This is a genomic window from Blautia sp. ZXY-1-C6 (assembly GCF_056339875.1).
Window position 1 is genome coordinate 1 of sequence record NZ_JBWJVQ010000304.1, and the last position, 15543, is coordinate 15543.

Sequence of the window (15543 nt, forward strand, 5' to 3'; positions counted from 1 at the left end):
GTCTGTCATATTCTGTACTCCTCTGGGCTGCTGTACAGCTTGTTCCCAGAGTATTTGTAAGCATTTTTACGGCAGATACAAGTCTTATCGAATTTACTGCACCAATGCTGAAAATCTATCTGGGTGGTCTGTTCCTCTTCGGTATCCAGATTGCCTGTCAGATGACCTTTACCTCCCTTGGAAAGGCAGTAAACTCTATTATTGTTGCTGTTGTCCGTAAGTTTGTACTGCTGATCCCGCTGATCTATATTATGCCTCATATGATATCTGATTCAACAACAGGCGTATATATGGCAGAACCCATTGCAGATATTACTGCTGTGATTTTTACCTCTGTTTTATTTACATTTCAGTTTAAAAAGGCACTGGCAGAAATTCAGAATTAAATACTGTACAAATCCATAATAAGGGGTGAACATTACAAAACGTTCACCCCTTAAATCATGCATTTCTATAGTCAAACGGATATTCACAATCCGCTTCGCTGCTTGATTGATTAAAACAAGTCATTAATCACTTCCTGTACTGTCTGTAAATGCTCTGCTTTCCATGCTTTTGCACCACAGAAGAGAAGTCCCTCATCTACATTCCCTTTTACTGCATTGATCAGTCCGTCAGTAATACAGTAAGGTATTTCTTTGGGGCTACATTTTACAAGACATCCATGACAGGGACTGTGTGGAATCTGTTCGCCGTTCATGACACGGGTCATGAATTTGTTCATAATGGCACGACCTGGCATTCCTACCGGGCTTTTTACAATGGCAATGTCGGATTCTTTTGCTTTTAAATGAGCTTCTTTATAGCGGATGTCTGCATCACATTCTTCCGTTGTGATAAAGCGGGTAGCTACCTGAATGCCGTCAGCACCCAGATTATCCACTTTTCGAACATCTTCTCTGTTATAGATACCACCTGCTACGATCACTGGAATTTCTGTCCCATATTTCTCTGCGTAACTTTTTACTGTTGTGATGATTTTCTTTATTTCTTCACTGTAGGATTCTTCAGTATATTTCTCCAGTTCTTCTTTATGAAAGCCAAGGTGTCCGCCTGCCTGAGGACCTTCGATCACTACCAGATCTGCAGTTCTTTTGTATTTTCTGTCCCAGTATTTCAGGATTACTTTTGCAGATTTTTCTGTAGATACGATAGGGGCAATCTTTGTCAGACTTCCTTTTACCAGTTCCGGAAGCTCTGTGGGAAGCCCCGCACCGGAGATAATGATGTCTGCACCGGCTTTTACTGCAGCCTTTACGTGAGATGCATATTCTTTCAGTGCAACCATAATATTGTATCCTATAATTCCATCTCCTGAAATCTCACGGGCTTTTTTCATTTCACCGGCAATGGCGCGTTCGTTGGCTGCTGCCGGATTTCTGTCGAAGTCTTCTTCCCTGTAACCAATCTGTGCAGTGGAAATAATACCAACTCCTCCTGCTTTCGCAACAGAACCTGCAAGTCTGCCAAGACTGATCCCAACTCCCATTCCCCCCTGGATCAATGGAACTCTTGTGATTTTATCTCCTATTTTGAAATTCTTCATTGTGATTCTTCTCCTGTTATTTTGTTTGTATTTTAAATATTTTGATATTCAAAGTATATCACAATATTTATTCTTGTCAAAGAGAAACCAGTTTATATAGTTTTTAATACTATATAAACGTTACTGAGAACGGAGTGAACAGTAACGCTTCAATTGCGAATATCCGCTTGACATAACTGTAATACACAATTTTTCATGATGGATATCACATTTTTATTTCAGAATCCGAATTATTACAAACAGTTAATTCAAAATGATTTCTATTTGTTTTTATATAACCTTCTTTCTGTAACTTTGATATCTCCGTAGACATTGCCGCACGGTCAATGCACAGATAATCTGCCAACTGCTGCCGGTCAAAGGGAATATCAAAAGATAACGACGAATGACTGATAGACTCTGCCGACAGATAGGACAATAGTTTGTCCCTTGTCGTTCGCTTGCCCACATGTGTGATTTTGTCGTTCAGGATTAGTATCTTATTTGCCAGGACACTGACCAGGTTGCGGATCAGCTTCTGATGGTGTTCGCATGCAGTCGGGCAGGAAATCAGAAGCCTTTGGACATTTAGCAGAATAATCTCACAATCCGTATCTGCCACCACACTGACATTCAGAACAGCTCCCGGGCTTGCTGCATATGGCTCACCAAAGAAATCACCGGTATGACATTTCGACAGAATATTCCGATGCCCCCAAAGGTCTTCCTGAATAACAAGAACACAGCCGGACACCACAAGTCCCATTACCTCGGTAGAATCTCCTGCTCTGAAAATATAAGAATCTCGTTTTTGGGAAACTGCTGTTGCTTTTACACAATGCAGTATAGATAATATCTCGTTATCAGTAAGGCCTGTAAAGAATGGACTGTTTTTTAGAATGGGTAAATATTTTTTCAAAATCATTCCTCCTTGTTGGAAATCAAACATACAAGTTGTATTTATCATACTATAATGCTGACAGAAACAAAAGTTAAATCTATTGACGGAGGTAAAATGATAAGAAAGATTATTCGAATCGATAAAGAAAAATGCAATGGTTGCGGCGCCTGTGCAGATGCCTGCCACGAAGGTGCCATTGATATCATTAATGGAAAAGCAGAATTGGTGAGAGAACATTTCTGTGACGGACTGGGGGATTGCCTCCCGGAGTGTCCCACAGGTGCCATTTCCTTTGAGGAACGGGAAGCACCTGAATATGATGAAGCGGCTGTGAAAGAAGCACAGAAAAAAATATTTGCCAAAAATCAGGCAATAACTGCTCATGCCGGCTGTCCTGGGTCTAAAAGCATGCAGATTCAGCGATCAGAAATACCCAAATCAGAAAAACCATCTTCAACCACAGGTCAGGTATCCAATCTTCAGAACTGGCCGGTACAGATTAAGCTGGCACCTGTCAGTGCCCCATATTTTAACGGCGCAAAGCTTTTAATCGCAGCCGATTGTACTGCTTACGCTTACGCAGGCTTTCATCAGGATTTTATCCGAAATAAGGTAACATTAATCGGCTGTCCTAAATTGGATCAGGTGGATTATAGCGAGAAACTGACTGCAATAATCCAAAATAACGATATTCAAAGTGTGACGATTGTAAGAATGGAAGTTCCATGCTGTGGCGGACTTGAGATGGCAACCAGAAAAGCACTTCAGAATAGTGGAAAATTCATTCCCTGGCAGGTTATAACCATAGGTATTGATGGAAATATTATAGAATAAAGGAGGATACGACAATGGATAAAAAAATGTTTTGTTATCAGTGTGAACAGACAGTGGGATGCACCGGCTGCACAGGAAATGCAGGTGTCTGCGGAAAAAAGGCAGGCACTGCCAAATTACAGGATGAGCTGACAGGTGCGTTGATCGGTCTGGCAAGGGCTGTCGATAGCGCAGCAGCTATTTCCAAAAGTACCAGTCAAGTCATAATTGAAGGACTGTTTACTACCGTTACAAATGTGAGTTTTGACGATGCAGCAATCGAAAATATGATACAAAAAGTCAGAGCAGAAAAAGAAAGACTGGTTCCTGGCTGCAGTAAATGTCAGTCACCTTGCGGTAAATCAGACGAATATGACATGCAGCAGCTGTGGAATGCAGATGAAGATATCCGCTCCCTGAAGTCCCTTATTCTTTTCGGGATTCGCGGAATGGCAGCTTATGCTTATCATGCAAATGTTCTGAATTATGAAGATGCCGAAGTAAACCGTTTCTTCTGCGAAGCATTATTTAAGATTGGTTATGAAGAAAGTATGGATACACTGCTTCCTACTGTACTGAAAGTAGGGGAAATCAATCTGAAATGTATGGCACTTCTTGACAAGGCAAATACCAAAACCTATGGAACACCGGAACCGACTGCAGTTACACTTACCGTAGAAAAAGGACCATTTATTGTAGTAACCGGTCATGATCTGAAGGATCTGCAGCTTTTACTTGAACAGACAGAAGGAAAAGGAATCAACATCTATACCCACGGTGAAATGCTCCCTGCCCATGCCTATCCACTCTTAAAGAAATTCTCTCACTTAAAAGGAAATTTCGGAACTGCATGGCAGAATCAGCAGAAAGAGTTTGATCATCTTCCGGCTCCGATCCTTTACACCACCAACTGTCTGATGCCGCCAAAAAGCAGTTATGCTGACAGAGTATTTACAACAGAAGTGGTTGCTTTCCCAGGCGCTGTTCATATCGACGAGAAGAAAGATTTCACACCGGTTATTGAAAAAGCACTGGAACTGGGTGGTTACAAAGAAGATCAGACACGCACAGGCATCAACGGCGGTACGAAAGTAACAACCGGTTTCGGGCATGCAGCTATTCTTTCCCATGCGAATACTGTAGTAGAAGCAGTAAAATCAGGCGCTATCCGCCATTTCTTCCTGGTTGCCGGCTGTGATGGTGCCAAACCAGGTCGAAACTATTATACGGAATTCGTGAAGCAGACACCTTCTGACAGTATTGTTCTCACCCTGGCATGTGGAAAATTCCGTTTCAATGATCTGGATCTGGGAGAAATCGGTGGTCTGCCAAGACTGATGGATATGGGCCAGTGTAATGATGCTTATGGTGCGATCCAGGTTGCTGTGGCACTTGCGGATGCATTTGGATGTTCTGTAAATGAGCTTCCGCTTTCCTTCGTTCTCTCCTGGTATGAACAGAAGGCAGTCTGCATCCTGCTGACACTTTTACACTTAGGTATCAAAAACATCCGTCTTGGTCCTTCTCTTCCAGCGTTCCTGTCTCCTAATATTCTAAACTATCTGGTAGAAAATTATGGTATTGCACCTATCACCACACCGGAAGAAGATATTAAAACGCTGATGAATCATTAAAATAAATTTTTCAAAATCTTCGCAAATTAACAAAGCCGATACAGGATTCAAAAATCCCGCATCGGCTTTATTTATGGGTCTGAAGACTCGGATCTGCCGACAACAATTTTAAACATGTGCAACGATATTCTGATGGGGTTAAATGATAACGTTTTTTAAACAATCTGCAAAAATAATCAACGTTATGAAATCCACTTTCATAGGCAATTGTTTTTACTTTTTTATTCGTATTTTTCAATAACCAGGAAGCTGCCTGAAGTCGATATCCTATCAGATAATTAACCGGTGTAGTATGTAAAAACCGGTGGAACAAATTAAGTGCAGTACTTTTACTGATTCCTATATGCGAGGAAATTTCATCCAGAGACAAATTATGATTATAGTTTTCATGTATATATTGCATGATTAACTGTACTCTTTTCTGTGCAACTTCATCAACTGTCTGTACATCTCCTTTATCAGATAACTTTACATTTTCATAAAAAGTCAGCCATAAATCCTGCATCAATGCCAAAGTAGCAAGTTCTCTTATTTTCTCATTTCCCTGTATTTCCATTATTTTTATCATAGTTTGTATAATCTTTGTCTGCCATAGTTCATCAGTCTGAAAACGCTGGAAATATATATTCGATGAAATGATTGGCAAGATATATTTCTTATAGATCAGGCTGTTCTCCGGTGCAATAAATTCCGGCATACATACAAAGTTAGGAATGATACCACCTGATGGTGCGTAAAAGCGGTGCAATATTTTAGAATTAATAAAAATTGCTTCTCCTTCTGACAATATAATCTGTTTTTCTCCTATTCCGCATGTAACTTCTCCGGACTCCACATATAAAAACTCAAATTCTCTGTGCCAGTGCCACTCAATACAATGAAAATCAAACAATTCCAGATTATCATAATAATACTGGAATGGATAGTCACTGCTTCCATGCTGTTTAATTTCCATGAACTCCTCGTCTGTAAGTATCTTATTATATATTTTATTATAATCCATCTCCATATCACATTCTTTCTTTTTTACGATATTATACAGTATTTCTACAATTTAATTCAATGTATATATCTAATATTTGCTATATAATCAAGCAAAAAAAGAAAAGAGGTATACTTATGATTTTTAAATGTAGAAATTCTATAAAAAAAACAGACTACCATAAGACAAAAATCGCCTGTTATATGGGGTTTATCACACAGGCTATTGCGGCAAACTTCGCACCGCTTCTTTTTTTGAAATTTCACAGTGACTACCATATTTCTCTCGGTAATATTGCTCTGATATCCACTTTCTTCTTTTTCACACAGCTTCTGGTTGACCTGTTCTGTGCCAAATTCGTAGATCATATCGGATATCGTGTGTGCATTGTTACATCAGAAATATTTTCTGCACTGGGTCTGCTTGGACTGGCATTTTTACCTGATTTTTTACCTGATCCTTTTATTGGAATTATATGTAGTGTTATTGTTTATGCCATCGGAAGTGGTTTAATAGAAGTACTTTGCAGCCCTATTATCGAGGCCTGTCCGTTTGAAAACAAAGAAGCAACTATGAGTCTGCTCCATTCCTTTTACTGTTGGGGAGCTGTTGGGACAATTTTGATTTCCAGCTTATTTTTCCTGATATTTGGAATAGACAACTGGAAATGGCTCGCCGTAATATGGGCAATCATTCCTGCAGTTAATACTTATAACTTCATGACCTGTCCCATTGAACATCTAGTTGACAATGGTTCCGGAATGGGAATTAAGAATCTGTTTTCCAAACCATTTTTCTGGGTTGCAATATGTCTGATGATCTGTTCCGGAGCTTCTGAGCTTGCAATGGCTCAATGGGCTTCTGCTTATGCAGAAGCCGCACTGGGATTGTCAAAAGCCCTGGGAGATTTAGCAGGTCCATGTATGTTTGCAGTAACAATGGGAATCAGCCGTATAATTTTTGGAAAATATGGAGAACAGTTAGATTTAATGAAGTTTATGGGTGGTTCAGGCATATTATGCGTTGTCTGTTATCTACTTGCCGCTTTGTCATCCAGCCCGATTATCGGTCTTATCGGTTGTATTGCATGTGGATTTTCAGTTGGAATCATGTGGCCTGGAACAATCAGTATTTCCTCAAAAACTTTTCCAACAGGTGGAACGGCTATGTTTTCTCTTCTTGCCATGGCAGGAGATTTAGGTGGCAGCATTGGACCTGGAATTGTTGGTCGTATCACCCAGAATGCCGGAAATAATATTAGGATTGGCATGGGATTCGGACTTATTTTTCCAGTAATTCTATTGTTTATGTTATTCCTGCTGTATCGAAAAAAATCCATACAGCCCCAGATATCAAAGCATTGATGAACCACTAAAAATACCTCCAAAGTAACAGATTTTTATATTTAATCTGTCTGCTTTAGAGGTATCATATCATGCTATTTGCAAAGCATTGAAATCCGGAAGTTGATTAATAACCCCAATTGATTATTTCCCAACTCTTTTTATCTGCTGTTTTCACTAAATACCATTGCCAGTTGGCGTATGTATCATTAGGATTGAACCCACCATCTCCACCTTTTTCGTCTGTATCAAAGATTGATAATACCACAATAAGTTCTTGGTTATTCTCTTTGTGATACTTCTCAATTTCTTCTGCAAATCTGTTTTCAACATCCTCGTCATAGCGAAGTTCAGCAAGTGTGCAACCTTTAAAATCTTTTGCAAATTTTTTCTCTATGACATCAAACGCTTCATTGATTGAATTTTCACCATAGAGTGCAGAGTAACCAACAACACGATTAACATTTGATACATTTCCTCTATTTCCAGTTAATACAAGGACTGTTGCCACACCTGAAATTACTAATACAGCACATATCACACTTATGCTTTTCTTCTTCATACAATCACATCCCTTTGTCAAATCCCGAGTTGTATTATCACTTATCTTTATCTTTTTTTTGAAAATCTTTTTTATATAACCATTGTCTTGTTTTGGCTTCCGGAGCAAAAATAACTGCTTGATGTTCACTGGAAAAAATCTCATTATAAGTACATGCTGAATGGTCTAAAACACACTTCCAATCCATATTCTCATCCTGAAAATATCGATTTAGTTGATTCAAAAATTTCTTTGCTTTTTGCATATAAATGACATTCATAATTGGATTATAATGTTCTCCCTCTATTACAGGAATTTCCCATACTAAACAACACGTTTTCATTTATAGATCCCTCCTTGCCAAATGCATGACTCCTCAATTTCCTGAGCAATAAAACTTGAAGTTACCTTTCAAACGCTAAGTATCTCGTTCCTTGAAAAGTCAATCTTCCTGTATCTCCTTCTGCAAGCATTCCATATTCTGTTCCTGACACCTGAAACTCCATTCTATCTCCGCTTTCTGTCTGAAATGTCACATAATACATTGTGTTTGTTGTAGTATGGAATCCGTGTGCTCCACTCGCATCCCCTGCATTTGCATGTTGATGATGTGTAATATTTTCTCTCTTTGCAATAATAACAGCTGACACGGTTGATCTAGGTGACTGATTATTCCTATTCCACGTAACAATTCCCTGCCCCAGAGAAAAAACAATAATACCAATCACAATAATAAAAATGATTGGAACTATAATACTCATCAGATCAAACATTTTCTAATTCACCTCCATAACTTCCGATTGAGATTTCACCTGTTTTAAGAGATTTAATAACTGTTATATTTTGTTATTAAATTCTCTGTAAACCCTTGAAAACACTGGATTTGTCGCAGGTGAGCTTTCCCTTATTGTTTCCCTTGTGTTATATCGTCCCACCAGTGTTTACGAACTCTGATAAGGGCAAATACAAGGGCAAGAAAATCCTATAAAACAGTATAACACAAAATAAAAGTAACATGGTGAACTGATTGAAATGTTTCGATTTGTATTTCTGTTTGTTTTAAAAATGGACAACTCCTATTGGAATTGCCCACTCATTGCACTAATTATGCGATTTTTTCTTGCTTGCACCGATTTCTGCATCAATTGATGTAAGTTTGATGTAAATCGCTGTTTTTTTAGTTTTTTATCAAATGAAGTACGTCCCGTCTATTTGGTGAAACGGTACATCTTTAGTTTTTTGATAAATGCTTGACTGTAAACCTTGTTTATAGCTTATTATTAAGTAAAATAGAGTTGCTCGAAAGGAGGGCATAATATGACTATAAAAGACGTAGAAGAGCGAACAGGTTTATCCCGTTCTAATATCCGTTTTTATGAAAAGGAAAAACTTATTGAGCCTTCGAGAAATGAAAGTAATGGTTATAGAGATTATTCTGAAAATGATGTGGAAAATATAAAGAAGATTGCATATCTACGTACATTGGGAATTTCTATTGAAGATATACGAAGTATTATATCCGAAAAAGTAACATTGCAGGAAATGCTTGAGAAGCATAAGGAAGTATTAAAAAATCAGATTACTGATTTGAATAAGGCGAAACTCATGTGCGAAAAAATGCCGGATGAAGAAAGTATTAGTTATGAAAAATTACAGGTAGAACAATATGTAACAGATTTGCATGACTATTGGAAAGATAATCGAACTGTTTTCAAACTGGATTCCGTCAGCTTTTTGTATATATGGGGAAGTATGCTTACCTGGACTATACTTACCGCACTATGTTTGATTATTGGGGCTTTGTCTTATTCTAAGTTGCCGACAGAAATTCCAGTACAATGGAGTAAAGGAGTGGCAACATCCCTAGTTAATAAAAACTGGATTTTTATTTGTCCTGTTATATGTATCATAATCCGTTATTTATTAAAACCTTTTATCTATGCGAAATTGCAGATGAACAATTATTATGGAGAAATTATAACAGAGTATTTGACAAATTATATGTGTTTTATTGTGTTGTCAGTGGAAATCTTCTCCATACTTTTTACTTTCGGAGTGGTAAAAAGTGTTGTTGTACTGTTATTTGTGGACACGGCAATTTTTATTGGATTGTTAGTAGTTGGTTTGGTAAAAATGGATTTGAGAGGGAAAGAAGTTTTATGATTCAAATTTTATATTTCAGAAATAACAATAAGATACTATTTTTCCCACGCCTACTATGAGAACGGCGGCTATGAGATAGAAATTGCATATACTGGCGAATAAAAGAACCGCTGTTGCATGGTTTATTGGCTTTTATGTAGCTGGTATTCGGCTGAGGTATTGAAAGAGCTGGGATTGAAATGAGGGAAGTGGATAAATGTTTTGATTGACGAAATAACCTATACATGATAGTATAAATCCAAAGATGATGGTCTATCAGAGAGACTGTTATATATCTTCAAGTTTAAAAAGATAATTTTCAATAATTTTTCAAAAATCAGAATCGACAATTCATGACAAATCAACCCTGAATCGGGGAACGTTTCTCATAGAAAAGAACTACAAAAAATAAGAAAATAAAAACGGAAAACCATTGTCTGTAGTATAAGTATTTGTTATTATGAAGTAAATAGAGGATATTTTACAAAGTAAAGCTTAATCTAGAGAATCTGCCAGTGGCAGGCCTCTGTAGATACCAAGGTATACAAAAGGAGAATGAAAAAATGAAAAAAGAAGACATGTCCTGTATCGACTGCGCAGTAAAAAACTGCAGCAAAATGGATAAAACCTATCCAGATTTCTGTCTGACAACACACATGGATGAAGAAGTTCTAAATGAAGCTATGGAATGCTACAATGAAGACGAGAACCGCAAAGTAACAATCGCTGCAGCTGAAGTAGAGTATGAGAATTACTGCAAACATACCCGTGTCGAAGAAATCATGGATTTTGCAAAGAAGATTAATGCGAAAAAGATCGGGATCGCAACCTGTGTCGGATTGTTGAAAGAAAGCCGTATCCTGGCAGATATCCTGCGCAGACATGGCTTTGAGGTGTATGGTGTCGGCTGTAAAGCCGGAACACAGAAGAAGACATCGGTCGGCATCCCGGAATGCTGCGAAGGTGTCGGTGTGAATATGTGTAATCCGATCCTGCAGGCAAAGCTTCTGAACAAGGCGAAGACGGACCTGAATGTTGTGGTCGGACTTTGCGTGGGGCATGACAGTCTGTTTTACAAATATTCCGAGGCACTGACTACGACAGCAGTGACGAAAGACCGTGTATTGGGGCATAATCCGGTGGCGGCGCTTTATACTGCGGATAGTTATTATTCGAAGTTGAAGAAGTGTGAAGAAGAGTAATATTTCTAATTTGGGCGTTTAAAGATACATAAAGATATCCCATTCAAGCATTTCTCTTTTTATCCAACGAAAAAAAGAACACACAACACTCTGTATGTTCTCTTTCTGTATGTGAAGTCCAATATTATACTTTAAAGTAGCTATCCAATCCTTTGAACTCTTCCGCTTTCATTTCTTTTGTAACATCAGCATAGATGTTCAGTGTAGTTGAAATATCTGAATGTCCGAGTGCGTCTTGAATGACCTTTATATTTACTCCAGCTTCACACATTCTTGTTGTAAATGTATGTCTAAGCGAGTGGCAGCTAAAATGAGGAAGTAACACATCAGGTTCATCACTGTGCAAAAACTGCTCATCATTGCAATCACGGATAATTCTTCGGATTGCTTTGTTGAGTGTGGCTTGGTGCTGTGCCTGACCAAAACGATTGATGAAAATAAAATCTGTATATCCGTCAATCGTGACCTCGCAATGAAGTCCTAAATCTTCCTGCTTCTGTTTCTCATGTTCAAATGCTTCTTTCACAAAACCGAGCATTGGAACCTGCCTCATACTCGCCGGAGTCTTCGTTGTATTTACATTGAAATAACAGCCACTTTTACTTCCCTCGGTTCTGTGGTCATAATATACAAGAGTATGATTAACATCAATCATTCCACTTTCCATATCAATATCACACCATCTCAATCCAGTTACTTCCCCCACACGAAGTCCAGTTCCTATCATTACTGCAAAGACCGGATACCAGTGTTCATATACAGGGTGGGTTTTCAGGAAATTCAGAAATAGCTCCTGCGTCGGTGTATCGTCCCTGGGCTGCTAAATTGTTCTTCAGTTCAATGAGCGATTGTATCACTCGGCTTCGTTCTTCTTCATTTAAGTATAGATGATAGGTTTTCTCTCTCATTGGCTGTCCCTCCATCTTTCAAATGTATTTTTGATTATCTCCACATCTTCCTCGGTATCGGAAGAAATAAATATATGTACGCTCTGAAAAGCTTTCTTTAAATTATTGGCATAATCCAGTTCTGTGCCTTTCATCGGCAGCTTAATCAGCCTTATTCCTCTTTGCTTGCACATATATGCTTTCATTATTTCTAAATTCTCATCGGCACTTCCTGACTCAATAGCCAACTTTTCTGAATTTCAGGATGTGTTGTCTGCAAATCATTAAACCCTTTCGAGAATATGTACCCACTGCAATACGGGCATTTACTCCCACCGGAACGGGTAGAAATAAGGGTGTTCCACTCTCTGCCGCAATCCTTACACTTCCACCACGCCTTACGATTGGCAAAGACCGTAACCTGAGTTGGAAGTAACGGATAATTTCTGTCCGACCACTCGGCAGCTATATCCGGCAGAAGCGTTGCAAAGTCATTAAATCCTGCCAACACTTTATTATGGGAGCAATACGGGCAACCTGTTTTATTTATTGTCCTGCTCTTAACGGCAGCTTCCCACTCGTGTCCTTTTTTACATCTCCAAATTACTTTCTTATGAGAACCAATAGAAACCTCTGTCGGTTTTATCTTATTCTTTTTCGACCACTGCTTTACCAGTAGCGGCTCTAATGTCGCCAAATCGTTAATACCTGCAATCACTCTCGCACCGGAACATATCGGGCATTTTTCTCCATTTAAACGAGCCTTAACGCTTGTCTGCCATTCGTGACCACAAGTACCTTTCCACCATACTTTTTTATTTGAACCGAAAGTAATGTCATCGGGTGTAAGCGGTAAGTTTTTCTCCGACCACTCCGAAACAAGTTCCGGATGTACTTCTGCTAAACTGTTATTCATAGCCAAACCTCAACCTCCTTGTGCTTAGAGTATATGAAGTTTTAGCTTTGTCTTGTAGTTTGCGAATATCCGTATAAATAGAAAAAGCCCTTTGAGAAAAGGATTTCTCCCCTCTCAAAGGACAACCAGACAAACTGAAAGTTGCCGCTTTCCTGTACTTACCATTTTTCATTAAAGCGGCTGCATCATCTCAAGAATGATTCCATCCGGGTCTCTAAAATAAAAAGCTCTACTTTCCCCAAATCCATCTGCTCTAAAATCGAAATACTGCGGTTCAGACAAGCACTCCACATTATTATCTACGAGATGTTTGTAAGCAGAATCAATATCATCTGTGTAGAAACATACTTCCGAGATAGATGTTGTAAACAAATCAGAGGGAACTTTCTTTACTTCGTTGTTTACAAACTGAATCAGCTCAACTGGCGGTGCTTCAACAGCCTTGGAGCCATTCAAATAAGCGACCCTTGCTTTGCAATTTACTCTACGAAACATTTTATCTGTTTCTTCGCCTTCCATAAAAATCTCTCCTTGAAACTCAAGCCCAAGGACATCTCTGTAGAATGCAATTGAGCGTTCCAAATCAGAAACCGTTAGTCCTACATGATAAATTCTTCCAACCATATATATTTCTCCTGTAAATTTCGATTGTTCTAATTATTTTTAGTTCCACCTTCTTGCCCCTCGGACAAGAAGTATCCCTCGCTTTCAGCTCGGTCAATTCCGATTGAGATTTCACCCGTTTTGTAAGCTGATTTTCTTTCCAGTCAATTGCGGAATCCACCTGGCATATAAATCACAGAATGGCTGTGACTATTTTCCAGCCCATATTTTCTTAAAACTTACAACAAAAAACAGAGTTTCTGCAAGTCCTGTAATTCCCCATGAGAAGATATACAAAAGATACAGTGATGAAATCGTCTGGAAATGTGCAAATACTGTATAAATCCAGACAATACGAAATACGCAGGAGCCCAGGATAACGATAATGGTAGGCGGAATACTTTTTCCGATGCCTCGGGATGCGGCGATACTGCCATCCATAAAACAGCTAAACGCATAGCTGAATGCCATAATACGAATCCTCTGCATACCAGCATCAATAACTGTTGGTTCCGTAGCGAACAGAGAAAGAAACTGTGGGCCAAATACAAGGAGTAGTCCACCCAGGATTGCACCGAAAATAAAGGCATATGTAAGGCTGACTCTATAAGATTTCAGCATTCGTTTTTTATTACCGGCACCCCAGTTCTGACCGATAAAGCTTGCACATGCAGTATAAAAAGAAAACATGACATTATAGATCAGGGAGTCAGCATTTGCGGCAGCTGCATTTCCGGAAACCATCACTGCATCAAAAGAGTTGACACCAGTCTGCACAAACAGGTTTGCAATAGCAAAGATTCCGTTCTGAAGACCTGTAGGGATACCAAGCATAAGAACTGCTTTGCAGGCCTTGGGGTGCAGGCAGATCTTACGCAGAGATACTTTGCAGTCATCGGTTCTTCTGAGGAGATGGATCATCACCAAAGAAGCAGAGATATACAGAGAAATTGCGCTGGCTGTTGCAACGCCTGCGGCTGCCATATGACAGACAATAACAAAAAACAGATTCAGAAGAACATTGACCACACCTGCAATGGAAAGGTAGATCAATGGTCGTTTCGTATCGCCTATGGCACTTAATACGCCGTTTCCGAAATTGTATACGGCCATTGCAGGCATTCCCAGGGAATAGATCTTCATATATAAAATAGCCTGATCAATAAGTTCCGGCTTCGTGTTCATCATGGACAGCATCCGCCCGGAAAACAGAAGACAGATGGCGCAGACGAGCAGACCTGTGATTGCGCACAAAAGAAGAGAAGTATGGATTGTTTCTTCTGTGCCTTTTTTATTACCGGCACCCAGTTCGTGAGCTACGCGGACATTGACACCGGCACCCATTCCGATAAGGATTCCGGTAAACAGAGTAACCAGCAAAGTTGTGGAGCCGACGGCACCTAGTGCCATATAATCTGCAAACCGTCCAACAACAGCAACATCGCTTAAGTTAAAAAGAACCTCCAGTACCTGTGATCCCATAAGAGGAAGGCTGAAGAGAAGTATATTTTTCCAGAGAGATCCTGTGGTCATCTCAATGGAATGATATTTCTTTTTTTCATTTTCACACATAAAATCACCTCATAAAAATTACTTCATTGAATTATAATCATTGCTCCTACTGCATTATAGATTATATGTAGTATGACTGCTCCCCACAGACAGTTAGTCCTTTTATATACAGCATCACAAAAGAAATGTAAAACGAGAAGTGATACTATATACTGCTGATAATAGATAATACATCAAAAGATACTGCTCCAGATACGACCCATTTTACAGGATAATGTATGGACAAAAAAAGAACAGAATTAATTCCACTCCTTCTAATGTTCTCTTTGCGCATCTGTTCCGGGATCATGGATTCCGTCTGCAGTGCAGCGGAGATATGCTTCATGGAATCTGCAAAGACTGTGAAAACAAATCCGATCAGCTGTGATCTGTTTCAGATGCAGCATGATGGATCTGGCGGATCACACATCTGATTGATACCGGTACTGTAAAAAGGCAGGCAATCGCCCCAGACAGCATGATTGCAACATCCTGAAAAAGAA

The 15543-nt window shown here is 39.1% G+C and carries 17 protein-coding genes and 1 pseudogene; 6 read left to right on the plus strand and 12 right to left on the minus strand.

All coding sequences use genetic code 11. From position 1 onward, the window contains the following. Positions 1-386, plus strand: a pseudogene (locus AC075J_RS18575) (MATE family efflux transporter); the annotation flags it as partial. Between the two features lie 110 nt (positions 387-496). Here the strand turns inward: AC075J_RS18575 and AC075J_RS18580 are convergent. Next, positions 497-1546, minus strand: coding sequence for an NAD(P)H-dependent flavin oxidoreductase (locus AC075J_RS18580; RefSeq protein ID WP_022380903.1), 1050 nt, complete (start codon positions 1544-1546; stop codon positions 497-499). 205 nt (positions 1547-1751) lie between these two features. Next, the gene (locus tag AC075J_RS18585; protein WP_081018855.1) at positions 1752-2444 is read right to left on the minus strand and encodes a Crp/Fnr family transcriptional regulator; all 693 of its coding nucleotides are present in this window, start codon (positions 2442-2444) and stop codon (positions 1752-1754) included. A gap of 96 nt (positions 2445-2540) precedes the next feature. Between AC075J_RS18585 and AC075J_RS18590 the strand changes: the two genes are divergently transcribed. Further along, complete coding sequence (locus tag AC075J_RS18590) at positions 2541-3260, plus strand: 4Fe-4S binding protein (protein WP_055052610.1); 720 nt, start codon at positions 2541-2543, stop codon at positions 3258-3260. Between the two features lie 14 nt (positions 3261-3274). Then, positions 3275-4873 (plus strand): hydroxylamine reductase, encoded by a 1599-nt coding sequence (gene hcp, locus AC075J_RS18595; protein ID WP_055199920.1) that lies wholly within the window; start codon positions 3275-3277, stop codon positions 4871-4873. A gap of 67 nt (positions 4874-4940) precedes the next feature. On the opposite strand, the gene AC075J_RS18600 is transcribed toward hcp, so the two are convergent. Beyond that, a complete protein-coding gene (locus tag AC075J_RS18600; RefSeq protein ID WP_022379817.1) occupies positions 4941-5882 on the minus strand; it encodes an AraC family transcriptional regulator in 942 nt (313 codons plus the stop codon). Between the two features lie 110 nt (positions 5883-5992). Here AC075J_RS18600 and AC075J_RS18605 point away from each other — a divergent pair, with 110 nt between their 5' ends. Next, positions 5993-7219 carry an MFS transporter gene (locus AC075J_RS18605; RefSeq protein ID WP_055199919.1) on the plus strand — a complete coding sequence of 409 codons (1227 nt, stop codon included), beginning with the start codon at positions 5993-5995 and terminating at the stop codon, positions 7217-7219. Positions 7220-7325: 106 nt separating this feature from the next. Here AC075J_RS18605 and AC075J_RS18610 read toward each other — a convergent pair whose 3' ends face one another. From AC075J_RS18610 to AC075J_RS18620, 3 genes are all read right to left on the minus strand, one after another. Further along, on the minus strand, positions 7326-7760 hold the full coding sequence (locus AC075J_RS18610) for a hypothetical protein (RefSeq protein WP_019162386.1): 435 nt from the start codon (positions 7758-7760) through the stop codon (positions 7326-7328). 37 nt (positions 7761-7797) lie between these two features. Next, positions 7798-8082 carry a hypothetical protein gene (locus AC075J_RS18615; protein ID WP_242857100.1) on the minus strand — a complete coding sequence of 95 codons (285 nt, stop codon included), beginning with the start codon at positions 8080-8082 and terminating at the stop codon, positions 7798-7800. Between the two features lie 61 nt (positions 8083-8143). Next, on the minus strand, positions 8144-8512 hold the full coding sequence (locus tag AC075J_RS18620; RefSeq protein WP_055052515.1) for a DUF2500 domain-containing protein: 369 nt from the start codon (positions 8510-8512) through the stop codon (positions 8144-8146). A 544-nt stretch (positions 8513-9056) separates the two neighbouring features. Here AC075J_RS18620 and AC075J_RS18625 point away from each other — a divergent pair. Together AC075J_RS18625 and AC075J_RS18630 are read left to right on the plus strand one after the other, a co-directional pair. Next, positions 9057-9902, plus strand: coding sequence for a MerR family transcriptional regulator (locus AC075J_RS18625; RefSeq protein ID WP_055199918.1), 846 nt, complete (start codon positions 9057-9059; stop codon positions 9900-9902). A gap of 542 nt (positions 9903-10444) precedes the next feature. Further along, positions 10445-11083, plus strand: coding sequence for a DUF1847 domain-containing protein (locus AC075J_RS18630; protein ID WP_055052516.1), 639 nt, complete (start codon positions 10445-10447; stop codon positions 11081-11083). 124 nt (positions 11084-11207) lie between these two features. Here the strand turns inward: AC075J_RS18630 and AC075J_RS18635 are convergent, their stop codons facing one another. From AC075J_RS18635 to AC075J_RS18660, 6 genes are all read right to left on the minus strand, one after another. Then, entirely contained in the window at positions 11208-11867 is a 660-nt protein-coding gene (locus AC075J_RS18635; RefSeq protein ID WP_431603852.1) for a site-specific integrase, read from the minus strand. A 120-nt stretch (positions 11868-11987) separates the two neighbouring features. Beyond that, entirely contained in the window at positions 11988-12176 is a 189-nt protein-coding gene (locus AC075J_RS18640) for a hypothetical protein (protein WP_044951560.1), read from the minus strand. Between the two features lie 5 nt (positions 12177-12181). Next, the gene (locus AC075J_RS18645) at positions 12182-12886 is read right to left on the minus strand and encodes a zinc-ribbon domain-containing protein (protein ID WP_242859374.1); all 705 of its coding nucleotides are present in this window, start codon (positions 12884-12886) and stop codon (positions 12182-12184) included. A gap of 171 nt (positions 12887-13057) precedes the next feature. Continuing rightward, positions 13058-13510, minus strand: coding sequence for a VOC family protein (locus AC075J_RS18650; RefSeq protein WP_015517515.1), 453 nt, complete (start codon positions 13508-13510; stop codon positions 13058-13060). 189 nt (positions 13511-13699) lie between these two features. Then, complete coding sequence (locus AC075J_RS18655) at positions 13700-15061, minus strand: MATE family efflux transporter (protein ID WP_055052517.1); 1362 nt, start codon at positions 15059-15061, stop codon at positions 13700-13702. A 23-nt stretch (positions 15062-15084) separates the two neighbouring features. Then, a complete protein-coding gene (locus AC075J_RS18660; RefSeq protein WP_431603853.1) occupies positions 15085-15231 on the minus strand; it encodes a CPBP family glutamic-type intramembrane protease in 147 nt (48 codons plus the stop codon). Positions 15232-15543 lie beyond the last annotated feature (312 nt).

Bases quoted from the DNA above. Each gene is read 5' to 3' on its own strand.
- AC075J_RS18580 (WP_022380903.1), bottom strand. From the start codon at position 1,546: ATGAAGAATTTCAAAATAGGAGATAAAATCACAAGAGTTCCATTGATC.
- AC075J_RS18590 (WP_055052610.1), top strand. From the start codon at position 2,541: ATGATAAGAAAGATTATTCGAATCGATAAAGAAAAATGCAATGGTTGC.
- hcp (WP_055199920.1), top strand. From the start codon at position 3,275: ATGGATAAAAAAATGTTTTGTTATCAGTGTGAACAGACAGTGGGATGC.
- AC075J_RS18600 (WP_022379817.1), bottom strand. From the start codon at position 5,882: ATGGAGATGGATTATAATAAAATATATAATAAGATACTTACAGACGAG.
- AC075J_RS18605 (WP_055199919.1), top strand. From the start codon at position 5,993: ATGATTTTTAAATGTAGAAATTCTATAAAAAAAACAGACTACCATAAG.
- AC075J_RS18610 (WP_019162386.1), bottom strand. From the start codon at position 7,760: ATGAAGAAGAAAAGCATAAGTGTGATATGTGCTGTATTAGTAATTTCA.
- AC075J_RS18615 (WP_242857100.1), bottom strand. From the start codon at position 8,082: ATGAAAACGTGTTGTTTAGTATGGGAAATTCCTGTAATAGAGGGAGAA.
- AC075J_RS18620 (WP_055052515.1), bottom strand. From the start codon at position 8,512: ATGTTTGATCTGATGAGTATTATAGTTCCAATCATTTTTATTATTGTG.
- AC075J_RS18625 (WP_055199918.1), top strand. From the start codon at position 9,057: ATGACTATAAAAGACGTAGAAGAGCGAACAGGTTTATCCCGTTCTAAT.
- AC075J_RS18630 (WP_055052516.1), top strand. From the start codon at position 10,445: ATGAAAAAAGAAGACATGTCCTGTATCGACTGCGCAGTAAAAAACTGC.
- AC075J_RS18640 (WP_044951560.1), bottom strand. From the start codon at position 12,176: ATGAAAGCATATATGTGCAAGCAAAGAGGAATAAGGCTGATTAAGCTG.
- AC075J_RS18645 (WP_242859374.1), bottom strand. From the start codon at position 12,886: ATGAATAACAGTTTAGCAGAAGTACATCCGGAACTTGTTTCGGAGTGG.
- AC075J_RS18650 (WP_015517515.1), bottom strand. From the start codon at position 13,510: ATGGTTGGAAGAATTTATCATGTAGGACTAACGGTTTCTGATTTGGAA.
- AC075J_RS18655 (WP_055052517.1), bottom strand. From the start codon at position 15,061: ATGTGTGAAAATGAAAAAAAGAAATATCATTCCATTGAGATGACCACA.